This window comes from Burkholderia sp. IDO3 (assembly GCF_003366075.1).
Lineage (GTDB): Bacteria > Pseudomonadota > Gammaproteobacteria > Burkholderiales > Burkholderiaceae > Burkholderia > Burkholderia anthina.
The window spans coordinates 1,977,020-1,989,859 of the sequence record NZ_CP028962.1 but is presented as its reverse complement, the minus strand read 5'-3'; the positions used below and the strand labels follow the sequence as shown (position 1 = coordinate 1,989,859).

Genomic DNA, 12,840 nt, shown 5'->3' with positions numbered 1-12,840 from the left:
AGCGGATCGGCGGCGTGCGTGGATTGACGGGTCAACGCGTGGAGAAGGGCGTCAGGCCGGACTCGATCAACCATTGGCGCGCGATCGCCGTGCATGGCGACGGGCGCTCCAGGGTCGGAAAATGGCCGCACCCGTCGATCGATTCGAAACGGGCATGCGGCATCGATGCGGCGATGCGGCGGCCCACGTCGGCGGGAACGAAGCGGTCGGCGTTGCCCCAGACGAGTAACGTCGGGATCCGCGTCGATGCGAGCGCAGACCAGCGATCCATCCGCGTCGCCGTCGCATCGGATTGCCGAGCGAACATGTCGGCGCCGGCGTCGCGCGCCATCTGCACGAATGTCGCTCTCGCCGCGATGTCGTCGGCGGGGATGGCGTTCCCGGCGAATTCGGCGATCACGCGTTCATGCTCGCCGGAGCGGATTCTGCGACTCGTGGCGCGCGCCGACGCCGGATCCGGATGGGCGCCGGGCTGACAGTTCATCAGCCAGAGGCCGCGAACGCGATCGGGCATCCTGGCGAGCACTTCGAGTGCCAGGCAGCCGCCATACGCGGTGCCTGCGAGGATGAACGGCCCTTCAATGACGGACAGCAGGTGCTCGGCGCTTTCCGCGAAGGTCGGGTACGAAAGCACGTGCACCGACGGCAACACCAGATCGCTCAGCCCGTCGACCTGCGCGGCATACATTCGTGCGTCGCATGGCATGGCCGGCAGGAAGACGATCGGCAGCGGCATCGTGGCAGGCGGGTTCATTCGAGGTGGGTGGTTTGCCGGTGAGAGGCGGTGCGGGGCCATCGGCTAGCCGCCGGATTTTCGCCGGCTGAAGCGCTGCTCGACGACCTCGGTTCCCCATTGCGAGCCTGCCGATTCGCCGGTCAGCGCAAAGCCGAACGATTCGTACAGATGACGTGCCGAATCGAGCCCCTTGAATGTCCAGAGATACGTTTCGTCGAACGGCTGCGCGTCGACGAACTGCATGGCAAGCGTCATGAGCTGCCGCCCGATGCCGGAGCCGCGCAACGCATCGTCGACGATGAACCAGCGCAAGTGCGCGACGCCCGATACCTTGTCTCCGTCGATGGCGAGAGAGGCGAGCGTGCGGCCGTTTTCCGCGCAGAGCCACAGCGCCTTGCCATCGGCCGGGAGCGCGCCCGCAAATGCCGCGAGTTCGGTCGCAACCTTCTTCTCGAAGAACGCGCCGAATCCCCAGTGCTCCGAATAGAACCGCGCGTGAAGGCTTGCTATGTCGCCGATGCAGCCGGGCTGGTAGCCGTCGAGGATCTGCGGCGCGTTCTGTTTCGCGGCGAGCGGCTTTGCGACGTTGTCCTGCGCCAGCGCGTCGCTATAAAGCGCGAGCGAACGGATCAGGTTTTGCTGGTCCGCCGGCACCATGCGGCGCAGCGCATTCGACACCTGACGGGTCGCGAACTGGTCGATCTTCTTCCGGAGCTTTTGCCCGTCGGCGCTCAAATACAACTCGGTCGCGCGCGCATCGTCGGGCGAGATGCGGCGCGTCACGAAGCCGGCCGCTTCCAGCCGGGCAAGCTGTCGGCTCGTATTCGATTTGTCGAGCCGCAGGATATTGCCGAGATCCTTTGCGCTGATGCCGGGCGCCATTCCGATTTCGAGCACGGCGTGAACGGCCGATGGCGCGAGGTCGCTGTCGGCCAATGTCGTGCGCATGAAGCCTAGTTCACGGACCAGTTTTCGGGAAAAATCGCGAAGCTCCAGGATTGTCGCGTCGCGGGTCTTGGCGGGAATATCGATGAGATCCATGATCAGCCCGGAAAAGTTGCGATCCGCAAGCAATATTAGTTGCGATGCGCAACTTGTCAAGGCGGTTTTGTCGCCGGCCACGTTGCGTCGGGCGTTTCGATGGCTGTTTTTGCGCGCGCGTCGAGCCGATGCCCGCAAAACAAGCTCGCCCCGGCGGTGGCCTCCGCGCTAGAGTGGACGCCAACCGCCTTCACGCGGAGGGCGACGGGAGATCGAATCATGCAGCTTCAAACCGGCAACCTGTTCGACATCGAACGGACCCGAAGCGACGACGAGCAGGTCGACGTACTCATGGCCGGCGCGCGCCTGAACGTCGAGCGGATCGTGTCGATGGGGCATGCGAGTCCCGACGGGTTCTGGTACGACGATCCGCGCGCGGAATGGGTTGCGCTGCTGTCCGGTGCGGCCGCGCTCGAATTCGAAGGCGATCCTGCGCTTCACGACATGCGCCCCGGCGACTACGTGCTGATCGCGCCGCATTGCCGGCATCGCGTCGCGTGGACGCATCCGGAAGAGCCGACCGTGTGGCTCGCGATCTATCACGAACGCTGAGCAGCGGCCATCGAGGCCGCGTGTCTTCCGGGCGGCACTTTTCTGAATCCGGCGAAAATCGGTTCGATGCAACCGGCAAGGTTGTCGTGAAAGTCCTGCCGGCGCGCTATCGCGATCCGGCGAGCGGCAGGGCGTGGAGCGGGCGCGGTGACGCGCCGCTCCGGATCCGGGGCAAGGATCGCCGCCGGTTCGTCATCGTCAAGCCGCCGTCGATGGGCAAGAAGACGAAGAGGGGATGACGGAACATGCGGTGCGCGGCACCCGGTACCGCCGCCCGGTCGAATCCCAGCGATCCCGCTTATCCACGCCCGACGAACGGCATCGTCGTCGCCATGATCGTCATGTTCAGGATGTTCGTGTCCAGCGGAAGATTCGCCATCTGAACGACCGCGTTCGCCACGTGCGTGACGTCCATCCGCGCTTCGGGCGCCATGCGTCCGTCGGCCTGCAGCACGCCGTCCGTCATCCGGTCCGTCAGCGACGTCGCCGCGTTGCCGATGTCGATCTGGCCGCACGCGATGTTGTACGCGCGGCCGTCGAGTGCGAGCGACTTGGTGATGCCGGCCACCGCATGCTTGGTGGCCGTGTACGCGATCGTGTTCGGGCGCGGCGTATAGGCCGAGATCGAACCGTTGTTGATGATCCGGCCACCCTGCGGCGTTTGCGCTTTCATCACGCGCCACGCTGCCCGTGCGCACAGGAAGACGCCCGTCAGGTTCGTCGCGACGACGGCGTTCCACACGTCGAATGCATATTCGTCGAGTGCAACGGCCGGCGCATTGCGCCCGGCGTTGTTGAAGAGCACGTCGAGCCGGCCGAACTGCTGCGCGATCTGCGCGAACGCATGATCGACCGACGCTTCGTCGGTGACGTCGGCCGGAAACACGTGCGCATCGCCGTGAGCGGCGACGATCGCCTCTTTCGTTTCACGCAACGATTCTTCGCGGCGTCCGATCAGCGCGACGGTAAATCCCGCGCCGGCGAGTGCGATCGCCGCGGCACGACCGATGCCGGAGCCGGCGCCCGTGACGGCTGCGAATTTCTGCGAGACAGACATGACTTGATTCCCTGCGGGTTGGGTGACGAAAGAGAGGCGGCAAGGGTGCGATGGCATCGACGCGCGCCGGTTGAAGCGTCATCGTACCGCGCACCGCGGGTTTCGCGGCGCGGGCCGCTATAGCTTGCGCGCCGGCGCCGTCTTTCGTCCGCGTGTTTCGGCTTCCGAGAACAGGCTGACCACGACATCGCGCAACCACCGGTTGCCTTCGTCCTGATTCACGCGCGTATGCCACAGCATATGAATCGGCGCACCCGGCAGCGTGACGGGTAACGCCCGCCAGCTCAGCGAAAACGGCGCGGCGAGCTGCAGCGCGAGATGCTCGGGCACGGTCGCGATCAGGTCGGTGCGTTGCAGGATATAGCCGACGCTCATGAAATGCGGGACCGTGAGCCGCACGCGGCGCTTGACGCGTCGCCGCTTCAGCCATTCGTCGACCTGCCCGTGGCCGGTGCCGGCCGATACCACGACCAGATGCTCGGCGCCCCGCCATGCGTCGACCGTCAATGGCGCGTCCTCGAGCGGATGCCCGCGGCGGAACAGGCACACGTACCGCTGATCGAACAACCGGCGCTGATAGAACCCGCCTTGCAGTTGCGGCAGCAGCCCGATCGCGAGATCGACGCGACCGTCGGCCATTTCGTCGCTGAGGTTCACGCTCGTGTTGCGCACCGTATTGAGCGCGATGCCCGGCGCCGTTTTCGACAGATGTTCGAGCAACGCGGGCAGGAACACGACTTCGCCGATATCGGTCATCCCGATCGTCATCGTGCGCGACGCGCGCAGCGGATCGAAACCCGTCTCCGGATTGAGCGCCGCATGCAGCGTCGACAGCGCCTGCGCAACCGGCCCGGCCAGACGCAACGCGAACGGCGTCGGAACCACGCCGCCGGGCCCGCGCACGAACAGCGGATCGCCGAGCCGGCGGCGCAGTTTCGCGAGCGCGTTGCTTACGCCGGGCTGGCTCATGTTCATCTGCTCGGCGACGCTCGACACGCGCCGCTCCTGCATGAGCCGCTGAAAAAGCAGCAGCAGATTGAGGTCGATCTCGCTCAGTTCCATGGTGTCGCAGCGCTCCCGATCATTCCGTTCAGTGATGAAGCAGATTCCATGCATTTTATTGTGGGATAAGGATCCGCTGCTGAAAATACCGACACGGCGCATGCATTCGACAGGCGCGCCGAGCAGGTCACGCGCGCCGCGGCCTCGATAACTGACTATCTGAATCCCGGAGACACCTTCATCATGCAGACCCATCTGAACATCGCGATCGTCGGCGCCGGTATCGGCGGCCTGACGCTGGCGCTCGCGTTGCGCGAGCGCGGCATCGACGCGCAACTGTACGAGCAGACCGACGTGCTGCGCGAGGTCGGGGCGGCCGTCGCGCTGTCGGCGAATGCGACGCGCTTCTACGAACGGATGGGATTACGTTCCGCTTTCGACGCGGTATGCGCGGAAATCCCGGCGCTCGTCTATCGCGACGGGCGCAGCGGGGCGGTCATCGGCCATCATCGCGGCGAACCCGACTATCGCCGGCAATTCGGCGGGTCGTACTGGGGCGTGCATCGCGCGGACCTGCAGGCGATCCTGTCGAAGGCGGTCGGTGTCGAGCAGATCCATCTCGGCCATCGACTGGTCGATCTCGCGCAGCATCCGGACCGCGTGACGCTGACGTTCGACAACGGCAAGCGTGTCGATGCCGATCTCGTGATCGGCGCGGATGGCGCGCGTTCGATCACGCGGCGCTGGATGCTCGGCTACGACGACGTGCTGTATTCGGGCTGCTCGGGCTTTCGCGGCGTGGTGCCGGCCGAGCGGATGGACCTGCTGCCCGATCCGGAAGCCATCCAGTTCTGGGTCGGGCCGCACGGCCACCTGCTGCACTATCCGATCGGCGACAACGGCGACCAGAACTTCCTGCTGGTCGAACGTCATCCGTCGCCGTGGCCGTCGCGCGAGTGGGTCATGCCGGCCGAGGAGGGCGAGCAATCGCGCCTGTTCAAGGACTGGCACCCGGCGGTGGTGCAGATGATCACCGCGGTGCCGGTCAGCCAGCGCTGGGGGCTGTTCCACCGGCCGCCGCTCGGCCGCTGGAGCCGTGGGCGCGTGACGCTGATCGGCGACGCCGCGCACGCGCTGGTGCCGCATCATGGGCAGGGCGCGAACCAGTCGATCGAGGATGCGGTGGTGCTGGCCGGGCAACTGGCGAAGGCCGGGCCGGGCAACTGGCGCGAAGCGCAGGAAGCGTACGAGCGGCTGCGGCGCGGTCGCACGCGCAAGGTGCAGTACGCATCGATCACGGCCGCCGACGTGCTGCATCTGCCCGACGGGCCGGCCGCGCGGGCGCGCAATGTCCGGCTCGGCGAACGCGACAGCGTGCTGCATCACCTGGACTGGATTCACGATTTCGACGCGCTCGCCGACGAGCCGAACGAGCGCCAGGGCGGGACGTGGCTTTGATCGGCCGCGCATGGCGCGACCGGCCCGGCGCGCACGCGGGCGGTTGTCGCCAGGCCCGGCTGACCCGCGCGCGGGCCGGCCGCATGGCCCTCACGCGTAGTCGGCCACCTGTTCGGCGTCGCGCTTGACCTGCTCGATGTCGCGAAACCGCGCAGCCGGATGGGCGTCCGGCAACCGCGCGGCGCCGCCGAACAGCTTCTCGCGCAGCGTGCCGGGCGTGTATCCGGTCGGGTAGACGCCGCGCCGCTGCAACTCCGGCACGAGGTAGCGGACGATGTCCTCGAACGTTTCGTGCGCCACGGCGTACGCGAGATTGAAACCGTCGACGTCGGTTGCGGCGACCCATTCCTGCAGGATGTCCGCGACCGTCTGCGCGGAGCCGACGAACACGGGGCCCATCCCGCCGATGCCACCCCACGCGGCCAGTGCCTCGATTGTCCACGCGGTGTCGCCGCCGGCCAGGTGCTCGACGGCCGACACGATCGCATTCGTTTCGACTCGCCTGACGGGATCGGTCGGCGCGTACTGGCCGAAGTCGATGCCGGTCCAGCCGGACATGAACACGAGCGAACCGTCGTACGACACGTAACGGCGATATTCGTCGAACTTCGCCTGTGCCTTCTCGTCGGTTTCGTCGACGATCACCGTGACGAGGTTGTAGATCAGCACGTCGCGCGGGTCGCGCCCCGCGGCTGCGGCCTGTGCGCGCACGTCGGCGACATAGCGCGCGAGCTGCGGGCGGGTAGGCGCGGCGACGAACACGCATTCGGCGTGCCGTGCGGCGAACGCCTTGCCGGGGCCGGACGCGCCGGCCTGGAACAGCACCGGCGTGCGCTGCGGCGACGGCTCGCACAGGTGATAGCCGGGCACGTCGAAGAACCGCCCCTTGTGGCCGATCTCGTGCACCTTCTCGGGGTGCGTGAACACGCGGCCGTCGCGATCGCGCACGACCGCGCCGTCTTCCCAGCTTCCTTCGAACAGCTTGTACAGCACCTCGACATATTCGGCCGCGACCGCATAGCGATCGTCATGCGTGCGCAGCCCGTTGTCGCCGACGTTCTTCGCGCCGCTTTCCAGGTACGACGTGACGATGTTCCATGCGAGCCGGCCCTTGGTGTGATGGTCGGCCGTCGACAGGCGGCGTGCGAACGTGTACGGATGCTCGAACGTCGTCGACGCGGTAATGCCGATGCCGAGATGTTCGGTCGCCATCGCGATCGGCGCGGCGAGTTGCAGCGGATCGTTGACCGGAATCTGCGCGGCCTGATGCAGCGCGTGATAGTTGCTGCCGTGGTAGACGTCGTAATAGCCGATCACGTCCGCGATGAAGATCGCGTCGAAGATGCCGCGCTCGAGCACGCGGGCGAGATCGGTCCAGTAGTCGAGGTCCTTGTACTGCCACGAGCGGTCGCGCGGATGCGCCCACAACCCCGGCGACTGATGGCCGACGCAGTTCATCTCGAATGCGTTGAAGCGAATGGTCTTGCTCATCGGGCGGCTCCCGTTTCGGTGCCGGCGCCTGCACCGTTGCCGACGCGCCAGCCGAACGGCGGCGTGCGTCCGTTGACGATCCAGTCGCCGACGACCCGCCTGAAGCGGCTCGCCAGTGCGTCGTAATCGGTGCCCGTGGAAAGATCGGTGTCTGCGTGCGACGAAGTCATGCGTGTTCCTCGAAGGGCGGGGCCGTTTGCACCGGGAGGCCCAGTATAGGAAGCGTGACGCGAGCGTTCCAATAACGGATTCGCAGATCGTTATCGTCGATACGCATTATGTGCGCGGCTGCGCGGAAGTTTCGACGTCAACGCGTCGATTGCGACGTCGAAGCGTGGAATCGGGCGCCGTGCCGCATCGTGTCGTTTGTTATCCGAAGGAATAACGTTACGAGAATCGCTCGGTTTGCCGGCCCGCGATGCACTGCTAGATTCAGTGCTTTCGTCATCCATCAGGAGAGCCCGATGTCCGATACGAGCGCCACGATTCACGAGCAGCCGGCCGACGCGAAACCGCAGGTTGCCCGCGTGATTGCCGACGACGCACAGGCGATCGCGGCCGCGCATGCGCTGGCGCAGCGGCTCGCGCAAGGCGCGGCCGAGCGCGATCGCGAGCGCCGGTTGCCGCGCGACGAGATCGAATGGTTCTCGCAGTCGGGGTTGTGGGCGATCACGGTGCCGAAGGCCTATGGCGGCGCGGGCGTGTCGCATGTGACGCTCACCGAGGTGATCAAGATCGTCGCGGCGGCCGACGGGTCGCTCGGGCAGTTGCCGCAGAATCATTTCGGGCTGGTCGACGTGATCGCGCTGGTCGGCACCGACGCGCAGAAGCGTCATTTCTTCGCGGAGATCCTGAGCGGCAAGCGGTTCGGCAACGGCTTCTCGGAGAAGGGCACGAAGCACGTGCTCGACCTGAAGACGCGCGTGCGCCGCGACGGCGACGACCACGTCGTCGACGGCACGAAGTTCTATTCGACGGGCGCGCTGTTCGCGCACTACGTGCCGGTGCTCGGCCTCGACGATGCACAGCAGGCATGGCTCGCCTACGTGCCGCAGCCGACACCGGGGCTCACCGTGATCGACGACTGGTCGGGCTTCGGCCAGCGCACGACCGCGAGCGGCACGGTCGTGCTCGATCGCGTGCGCGTGCCGGCGTCGCACGTGCTGCCCGCTCAGCGTGTGTCGGACGAGCCGACGCTCAACGGCCCGCTGTCGCAGATCATCCAGGCGGCGATCGATGCGGGCATCGCGAAGGCGGCCATCGCCGATACCGAGGCGTTCGTGCGCACCCGCACGCGTCCGTGGGTCGACAGCGGCGTGGAGCGGGCTACCGACGATCCGCTGATCGTGCGCGAAATCGGCAGGCTGCACATCCGGCTTCATGCGGCGGAAGCGCTGCTCGAACGCGCGGCGCGCACGCTGGACGAGATCGGCGCGCGCGGCACGGTGACGGACGACGACGTTGCGCGCGCATCGGTCGCGGTCGGCGAAGCGAAGGTGCTGACGACGGAAATCGCGCTGCTCGCGGGCGAGAAGCTGTTCGAGCTGGCCGGCACGCAGTCGACGCTCGCCGAACACAATCTCGATCGCCACTGGCGCAACGCGCGCACGCATACGCTGCACGATCCGGTGCGCTGGAAATATCACCTCGTCGGCAACTACTATCTGAATGGCGTGCGTCCGGCGCGCCATGCGTGGAACTGAACGTCGAGCCAGACCGCGCGCCGATCCGGCGCGATCGCCGACACGCATTGCGCCGGAGGATGCGGCGCGGTGCAGCTCGGGATGACGTGAAGGGGGGATGCGTCAGGCACGCGTTGCATACGCGCCTGGCGCGGAACCAGGCTTCGTCACTTCACGCATTCGAGCGCGTACTTCAGGCCCTGGCCGAGCAATCCGCGCCACACTTCCCACGTATGCCCGCCGCCGACGATGCGCAGCTCGGCCGCGTTCTGCGCGCGCCGCAGGTGCGTGTACAGCATGCTCGATTCCGCCTGGATCGTCAGGTCGTCGTCGCCGGCCGCGATGAACATCGGCACGCGCCAGTTGCGCGCGAAATAGCCGCGCATCAGCGTCGGGTAGTTGAGCTCGTGCCACACGCGCGGATCGAACTGCCGGTCGCCGAATACGCCGACGTAGCGCGCGGCGGAATTGAGCGGCGGCTCGTTCGCGTAGATCGCGGGGCTCAGCAGCATCGCGCCGCAGAACAGGCCCGGCTCGAGCAGCAGGAAACGCAGCGCGCCGAAGCCGCCCATCGACACGCCGCCGATCGCGCGGCCCGCGCGCTGGTTCGATACCGCGAAGTGCGCTTCGACTTCCGGCAGCAGGTCGTTGAGGAACGCGCTCTGCATTTTCTCCTTGCGGTCGACGTACCAGTCGGTGCCGCCTTGCGGCATCACGATCACGACGGGCGGAATCTCGTGGCGTTCGATCAGCGTGTCGGTCGTGGCCTGCAGCCGGCCCTGCGTGATCCAGTCGTTCGCGTTGCCGGCATTGCCGTGCAGCAGGTACATCACCGGATAGCGTGCGCCTTCCGGGTTGTAGCCGGGCGGCAGGTAGACCGTATAGGACCAGTCGCGCTTCAGCGACGCCGAACGAAACGAGCGCAGCATGATACTGCTGCCGGGATTGACCGGTGCCTCCTGCGCGGCCGGCGTCGACGGGGCGGCCTGGACCATCGACGGCAAGGCCGGCGATGCCGCGGTCGCGCCCTGGGTGGCATGGGCGGTGGCGACGGAGCCGGCGAGCAGGGCGACGGCGAACGGTAGGGCAAGTCGGCGCATGGCGAATCGTTTCAGGAAGGGCGCCCGCTATCGTAGCAGCGGCGCGTGATGGCGCGGCGCGTCACCGCCGCGAACGGAACGGGAACGGCAGTCGCGACACGAACGGCGCATAGAGCTTCGCGACGAGATACAGCAAACCGATCGCGACGACGTCGGCGGTCAGGCCGAGCGGCACGTCGAGGTAGCCTTCGGTCGCCTGGTACAGCAGCGAATCGACCGCGAGCGAGATGCAGGTGCCGGCGACGAAGCACAGCAGCCCCTGCCGGCCGATCGTGCCGATCCACGGCATCGCGTGCGCGACCTTCTTCATCCACCCGAGGTGCACGAGCTTGGCCGCGAGCCATGCGATCGCGAGGAAGTTTCCGAGCCGCAGCGCGCCGAGGTTCTGCTTGATCGACGGATCGGTCGGAAACGGCTCGACGCGCAGCCGGTAGTACGCGCCGGCCGCGACGATCGCGAGCGCCGCGGCCGTGAGCAGCCAGCCCTGCGGCTTCGGCGCGAGCGTCTGGTAGACGGGCTGGCAGCGCGCGATCACGCCGAATACGAACAGGAACTGCCACGCGAACGGATTGAAGTCCCACGGCATGCCTTCGACGGTCGGCAGGAAGCGCGCGGCATGCGGCGCCGCGTACCACAGCGATCCGCTGAACGCGAGCAGCAACCACGGCTGCGTGCGCGCGAGCGGCAGCGCGAGCGGGACGAGCAGCGCGAAGAACGCGTACATCGGCAGCACCGATGCGAGATACGGCTGGCGGCGGAACAGCAGGATGTCGCGCAGCGCCGCGAGCGGCTTGTGGAGCAGGCCGTCGAGATCGTTGGTCGGCATGTTCGGGCCGTCGATCGAGAATGCGTTCAGCACGGCGGTGATCAGCAGCATCAGGCCGGCCGTCACCAGAAACGCGCGGTAGATCTCGAACGCGCGGCGGATGAAGCGCTGGCGCGCGGCGGCCTCGTCGTGGCGCTCGGCGAGCGTGTTGTACGCGATGGCGGTGGCGAAGCCGCCGAGGAATACGAACACTTCGGCCGCATCGCACAGCGCGTACGCATGCAGCGTCACGCGCGACAGGATGCTGCCGCCGATGTGGTCGACGACGATCACGAGCAGCACGAGGCCGCGGAAGAAATCGAGCTCGGCGTAGCGGCCGGGCCGGGCGGCGGCGGTCATCGAGCCGCCGCCCGGCGCGCGCCGCGTGCGCGGCTGGCAGCCGCCGCGCATGAATCGGGGTGAAGCATGACTTCGCGAAGAAATGACGAACGGATGCGCATTGTGCCACCGATGCGACATCGCCCGGGTTTATGCGGATGGCGGGCCGGTCAGCCGCGGCCGGCAAGCCCGGTCGGGCAGGCGGGCGAGCCCGGCAGTTGGATCAGCGCAACGCTTGGCATGCCGGCGCTACGGCCCCGATGGACGGCCGGTTTGCGACGTGACACCATTTTGTCCGCGCGGCCGCACACCGCGTTGTCCGCCCTGCGGGCCACTGACCTATAAACAGACAAAAACAGACAAACAAATTCGCCGGGCGCAAAGTCTGCCCGGCACCCGGCTCCGGAGATCCGTCATGAGGAAGCACGTCATTTTTGCCGCCGCGCTGGCAGCGTTCGCCGCGCCGGCCTTCGCGCAGGACAGCGTCACGCTGTACGGCCTGATCGACGAAGGCTTCAACTACACGAACAACGTGAACGTGAACGGGGTCGGAAAAGCGGATTACCAGCTCGCGAGCGGCTATGCGCAGGGCAGCCGCTGGGGCCTGAAGGGCAGCGAGGATCTCGGCGGCGGGCTGAAGGCGATCTTCACGCTGGAAAACGGCTTCGACGTGAACAACGGCAGGCTCAACCAGGGCGGCCGGATGTTCGGCCGTCAGGCGTTCGTCGGGTTGAGCGCGTCGCGCTTCGGCACGCTGACGTTCGGTCGCCAGTACGATTCCGTCGTCGACTACCTCGCGCCGCTGACCGCGAACGGCAACTGGGGCGGCACGCTGTTCTCGCATCCGTTCGACAACGACAACACGGACAACTCATTCCGCGTCAACAACACGGTCAAGTACGCGAGCGCCGACTGGAACGGGCTGACCTTCGGCGGCACCTACAGCTTCAGCAACAGCACGGGCTTCTCGACCAATCGCCAGTACAGCGTCGGCGCGCAGTATTCGCTGGCCGGGCTGCAGGTCGCGGCCGCGTACCTGCAGGCGAACAGCCCCGGCGTCGGCAGCGCGGGCGCGATCGCGTCCGACGATGCGAATTTCGTCGCCGAGCGCCTGCGCATCTTCGGCGGCGGTATCAACTATACGTTCGGCCCGGCGACGGTCGGCTTCGTCTATACGAAGACCGACATGAAGAACCCGGTGTCGACCATCTACCTGCCGGCGACGGCGTTCGACGGGCTCGGGCTGACCGCGACGAAGTTCCAGAATTTCGAGATCAACGGCAAGTACCAGCTCACGCCCGATTTCTATCTCGGTGCGCAGTACGTGTACACGGACGGCAAGTTCGACGGCGCGGGCGGCTCGTTCAAGCCGAAATACCACACGGTCGGCCTGATGGCCGACTACAGCCTGTCCAAGCGCACCGACGTCTACCTGCAGGGCGCATGGCAGAAGGTCGCCGGCGACAAGACGGGCACGGCGGCCGACGGCGGCTACGTCGTCGGCACCGACGGGCCGTCGTCGTCGTCGAACCAGTTCGCGGTGCGCGCCGCGATCCGCCACAAGTTCTGAGCGTGCG

12 protein-coding genes and 1 pseudogene are annotated in these 12,840 nt (G+C 66.9%); 5 read left to right on the top strand and 8 right to left on the bottom strand.

Features of this window, described 5'->3' with window-relative positions; genetic code table 11:
- Nucleotides 1-31: 31 nt before the first annotated feature.
- Nucleotides 32-754 (bottom strand): alpha/beta hydrolase, encoded by a 723-nt coding sequence (locus DCN14_RS09130; protein ID WP_240327190.1) that lies wholly within the window; start codon nt 752-754, stop codon nt 32-34.
- Nucleotides 755-799: 45 nt separating this feature from the next.
- Nucleotides 800-1,777: a helix-turn-helix domain-containing GNAT family N-acetyltransferase gene (locus DCN14_RS09125; RefSeq protein ID WP_096499994.1), complete on the bottom strand. Its 978-nt coding sequence runs from the start codon at nt 1,775-1,777 to the stop codon at nt 800-802.
- Between the two features lie 219 nt (nt 1,778-1,996).
- On the opposite strand from DCN14_RS09125, the gene DCN14_RS09120 reads away from it, so the two are divergent.
- Both DCN14_RS09120 and DCN14_RS38620 read left to right on the top strand, forming a co-directional pair.
- On the top strand, nt 1,997-2,329 hold the full coding sequence (locus DCN14_RS09120; RefSeq protein WP_096499905.1) for a cupin domain-containing protein: 333 nt from the start codon (nt 1,997-1,999) through the stop codon (nt 2,327-2,329).
- Nucleotides 2,330-2,424: 95 nt separating this feature from the next.
- Nucleotides 2,425-2,568: pseudogene (locus DCN14_RS38620) on the top strand (H-NS histone family protein); the annotation flags it as partial.
- 59 nt (nt 2,569-2,627) lie between these two features.
- Here DCN14_RS38620 and DCN14_RS09110 read toward each other — a convergent pair.
- The gene (locus tag DCN14_RS09110) at nt 2,628-3,386 is read right to left on the bottom strand and encodes an SDR family oxidoreductase (RefSeq protein ID WP_096499903.1); all 759 of its coding nucleotides are present in this window, start codon (nt 3,384-3,386) and stop codon (nt 2,628-2,630) included.
- Between the two features lie 117 nt (nt 3,387-3,503).
- Nucleotides 3,504-4,448, bottom strand: a complete 945-nt coding sequence (locus DCN14_RS09105) for a LysR family transcriptional regulator (protein ID WP_096499901.1) — start codon at nt 4,446-4,448, stop codon at nt 3,504-3,506.
- A 183-nt stretch (nt 4,449-4,631) separates the two neighbouring features.
- On the opposite strand from DCN14_RS09105, the gene DCN14_RS09100 reads away from it, so the two are divergent.
- Nucleotides 4,632-5,846: an FAD-dependent monooxygenase gene (locus tag DCN14_RS09100; protein ID WP_096499899.1), complete on the top strand. Its 1,215-nt coding sequence runs from the start codon at nt 4,632-4,634 to the stop codon at nt 5,844-5,846.
- A gap of 90 nt (nt 5,847-5,936) precedes the next feature.
- Here DCN14_RS09100 and DCN14_RS09095 read toward each other — a convergent pair whose 3' ends face one another.
- Both DCN14_RS09095 and DCN14_RS37900 read right to left on the bottom strand, forming a co-directional pair.
- The gene (locus tag DCN14_RS09095) at nt 5,937-7,337 is read right to left on the bottom strand and encodes an LLM class flavin-dependent oxidoreductase (RefSeq protein ID WP_096499897.1); all 1,401 of its coding nucleotides are present in this window, start codon (nt 7,335-7,337) and stop codon (nt 5,937-5,939) included.
- Nucleotides 7,334-7,507: a hypothetical protein gene (locus tag DCN14_RS37900; protein WP_162826147.1), complete on the bottom strand. Its 174-nt coding sequence runs from the start codon at nt 7,505-7,507 to the stop codon at nt 7,334-7,336. The genes DCN14_RS09095 and DCN14_RS37900 overlap by 4 nt, the downstream gene beginning before the upstream one ends.
- A gap of 294 nt (nt 7,508-7,801) precedes the next feature.
- Between DCN14_RS37900 and DCN14_RS09090 the strand changes: the two genes are divergently transcribed.
- Nucleotides 7,802-9,040: an SfnB family sulfur acquisition oxidoreductase gene (locus tag DCN14_RS09090; RefSeq protein WP_096499895.1), complete on the top strand. Its 1,239-nt coding sequence runs from the start codon at nt 7,802-7,804 to the stop codon at nt 9,038-9,040.
- 146 nt (nt 9,041-9,186) lie between these two features.
- Here the strand turns inward: DCN14_RS09090 and DCN14_RS09085 are convergent, their stop codons facing one another.
- Together DCN14_RS09085 and DCN14_RS09080 are read right to left on the bottom strand one after the other, a co-directional pair.
- The gene (locus DCN14_RS09085) at nt 9,187-10,119 is read right to left on the bottom strand and encodes an alpha/beta hydrolase-fold protein (RefSeq protein ID WP_096499894.1); all 933 of its coding nucleotides are present in this window, start codon (nt 10,117-10,119) and stop codon (nt 9,187-9,189) included.
- A 61-nt stretch (nt 10,120-10,180) separates the two neighbouring features.
- On the bottom strand, nt 10,181-11,284 hold the full coding sequence (locus tag DCN14_RS09080) for an OpgC domain-containing protein (protein ID WP_096499992.1): 1,104 nt from the start codon (nt 11,282-11,284) through the stop codon (nt 10,181-10,183).
- 394 nt (nt 11,285-11,678) lie between these two features.
- Between DCN14_RS09080 and DCN14_RS09075 the strand changes: the two genes are divergently transcribed.
- The gene (locus DCN14_RS09075; protein ID WP_096499892.1) at nt 11,679-12,833 is read left to right on the top strand and encodes a porin; all 1,155 of its coding nucleotides are present in this window, start codon (nt 11,679-11,681) and stop codon (nt 12,831-12,833) included.
- Nucleotides 12,834-12,840: the final 7 nt, after the last annotated feature.

Excerpts from the sequence above, each read along its gene's own strand:
- DCN14_RS09075 (WP_096499892.1), top strand. The coding sequence starts at position 11,679 with ATGAGGAAGCACGTCATTTTTGCCGCCGCGCTGGCAGCGTTCGCCGCG.
- DCN14_RS09105 (WP_096499901.1), bottom strand. The coding sequence starts at position 4,448 with ATGGAACTGAGCGAGATCGACCTCAATCTGCTGCTGCTTTTTCAGCGG.
- DCN14_RS09095 (WP_096499897.1), bottom strand. The coding sequence starts at position 7,337 with ATGAGCAAGACCATTCGCTTCAACGCATTCGAGATGAACTGCGTCGGC.
- DCN14_RS09080 (WP_096499992.1), bottom strand. The coding sequence starts at position 11,284 with ATGACCGCCGCCGCCCGGCCCGGCCGCTACGCCGAGCTCGATTTCTTC.
- DCN14_RS37900 (WP_162826147.1), bottom strand. The coding sequence starts at position 7,507 with ATGACTTCGTCGCACGCAGACACCGATCTTTCCACGGGCACCGATTAC.
- DCN14_RS09130 (WP_240327190.1), bottom strand. The coding sequence starts at position 754 with ATGAACCCGCCTGCCACGATGCCGCTGCCGATCGTCTTCCTGCCGGCC.
- DCN14_RS09110 (WP_096499903.1), bottom strand. The coding sequence starts at position 3,386 with ATGTCTGTCTCGCAGAAATTCGCAGCCGTCACGGGCGCCGGCTCCGGC.
- DCN14_RS09100 (WP_096499899.1), top strand. The coding sequence starts at position 4,632 with ATGCAGACCCATCTGAACATCGCGATCGTCGGCGCCGGTATCGGCGGC.
- DCN14_RS09090 (WP_096499895.1), top strand. The coding sequence starts at position 7,802 with ATGTCCGATACGAGCGCCACGATTCACGAGCAGCCGGCCGACGCGAAA.
- DCN14_RS09125 (WP_096499994.1), bottom strand. The coding sequence starts at position 1,777 with ATGGATCTCATCGATATTCCCGCCAAGACCCGCGACGCGACAATCCTG.
- DCN14_RS09120 (WP_096499905.1), top strand. The coding sequence starts at position 1,997 with ATGCAGCTTCAAACCGGCAACCTGTTCGACATCGAACGGACCCGAAGC.
- DCN14_RS09085 (WP_096499894.1), bottom strand. The coding sequence starts at position 10,119 with ATGCGCCGACTTGCCCTACCGTTCGCCGTCGCCCTGCTCGCCGGCTCC.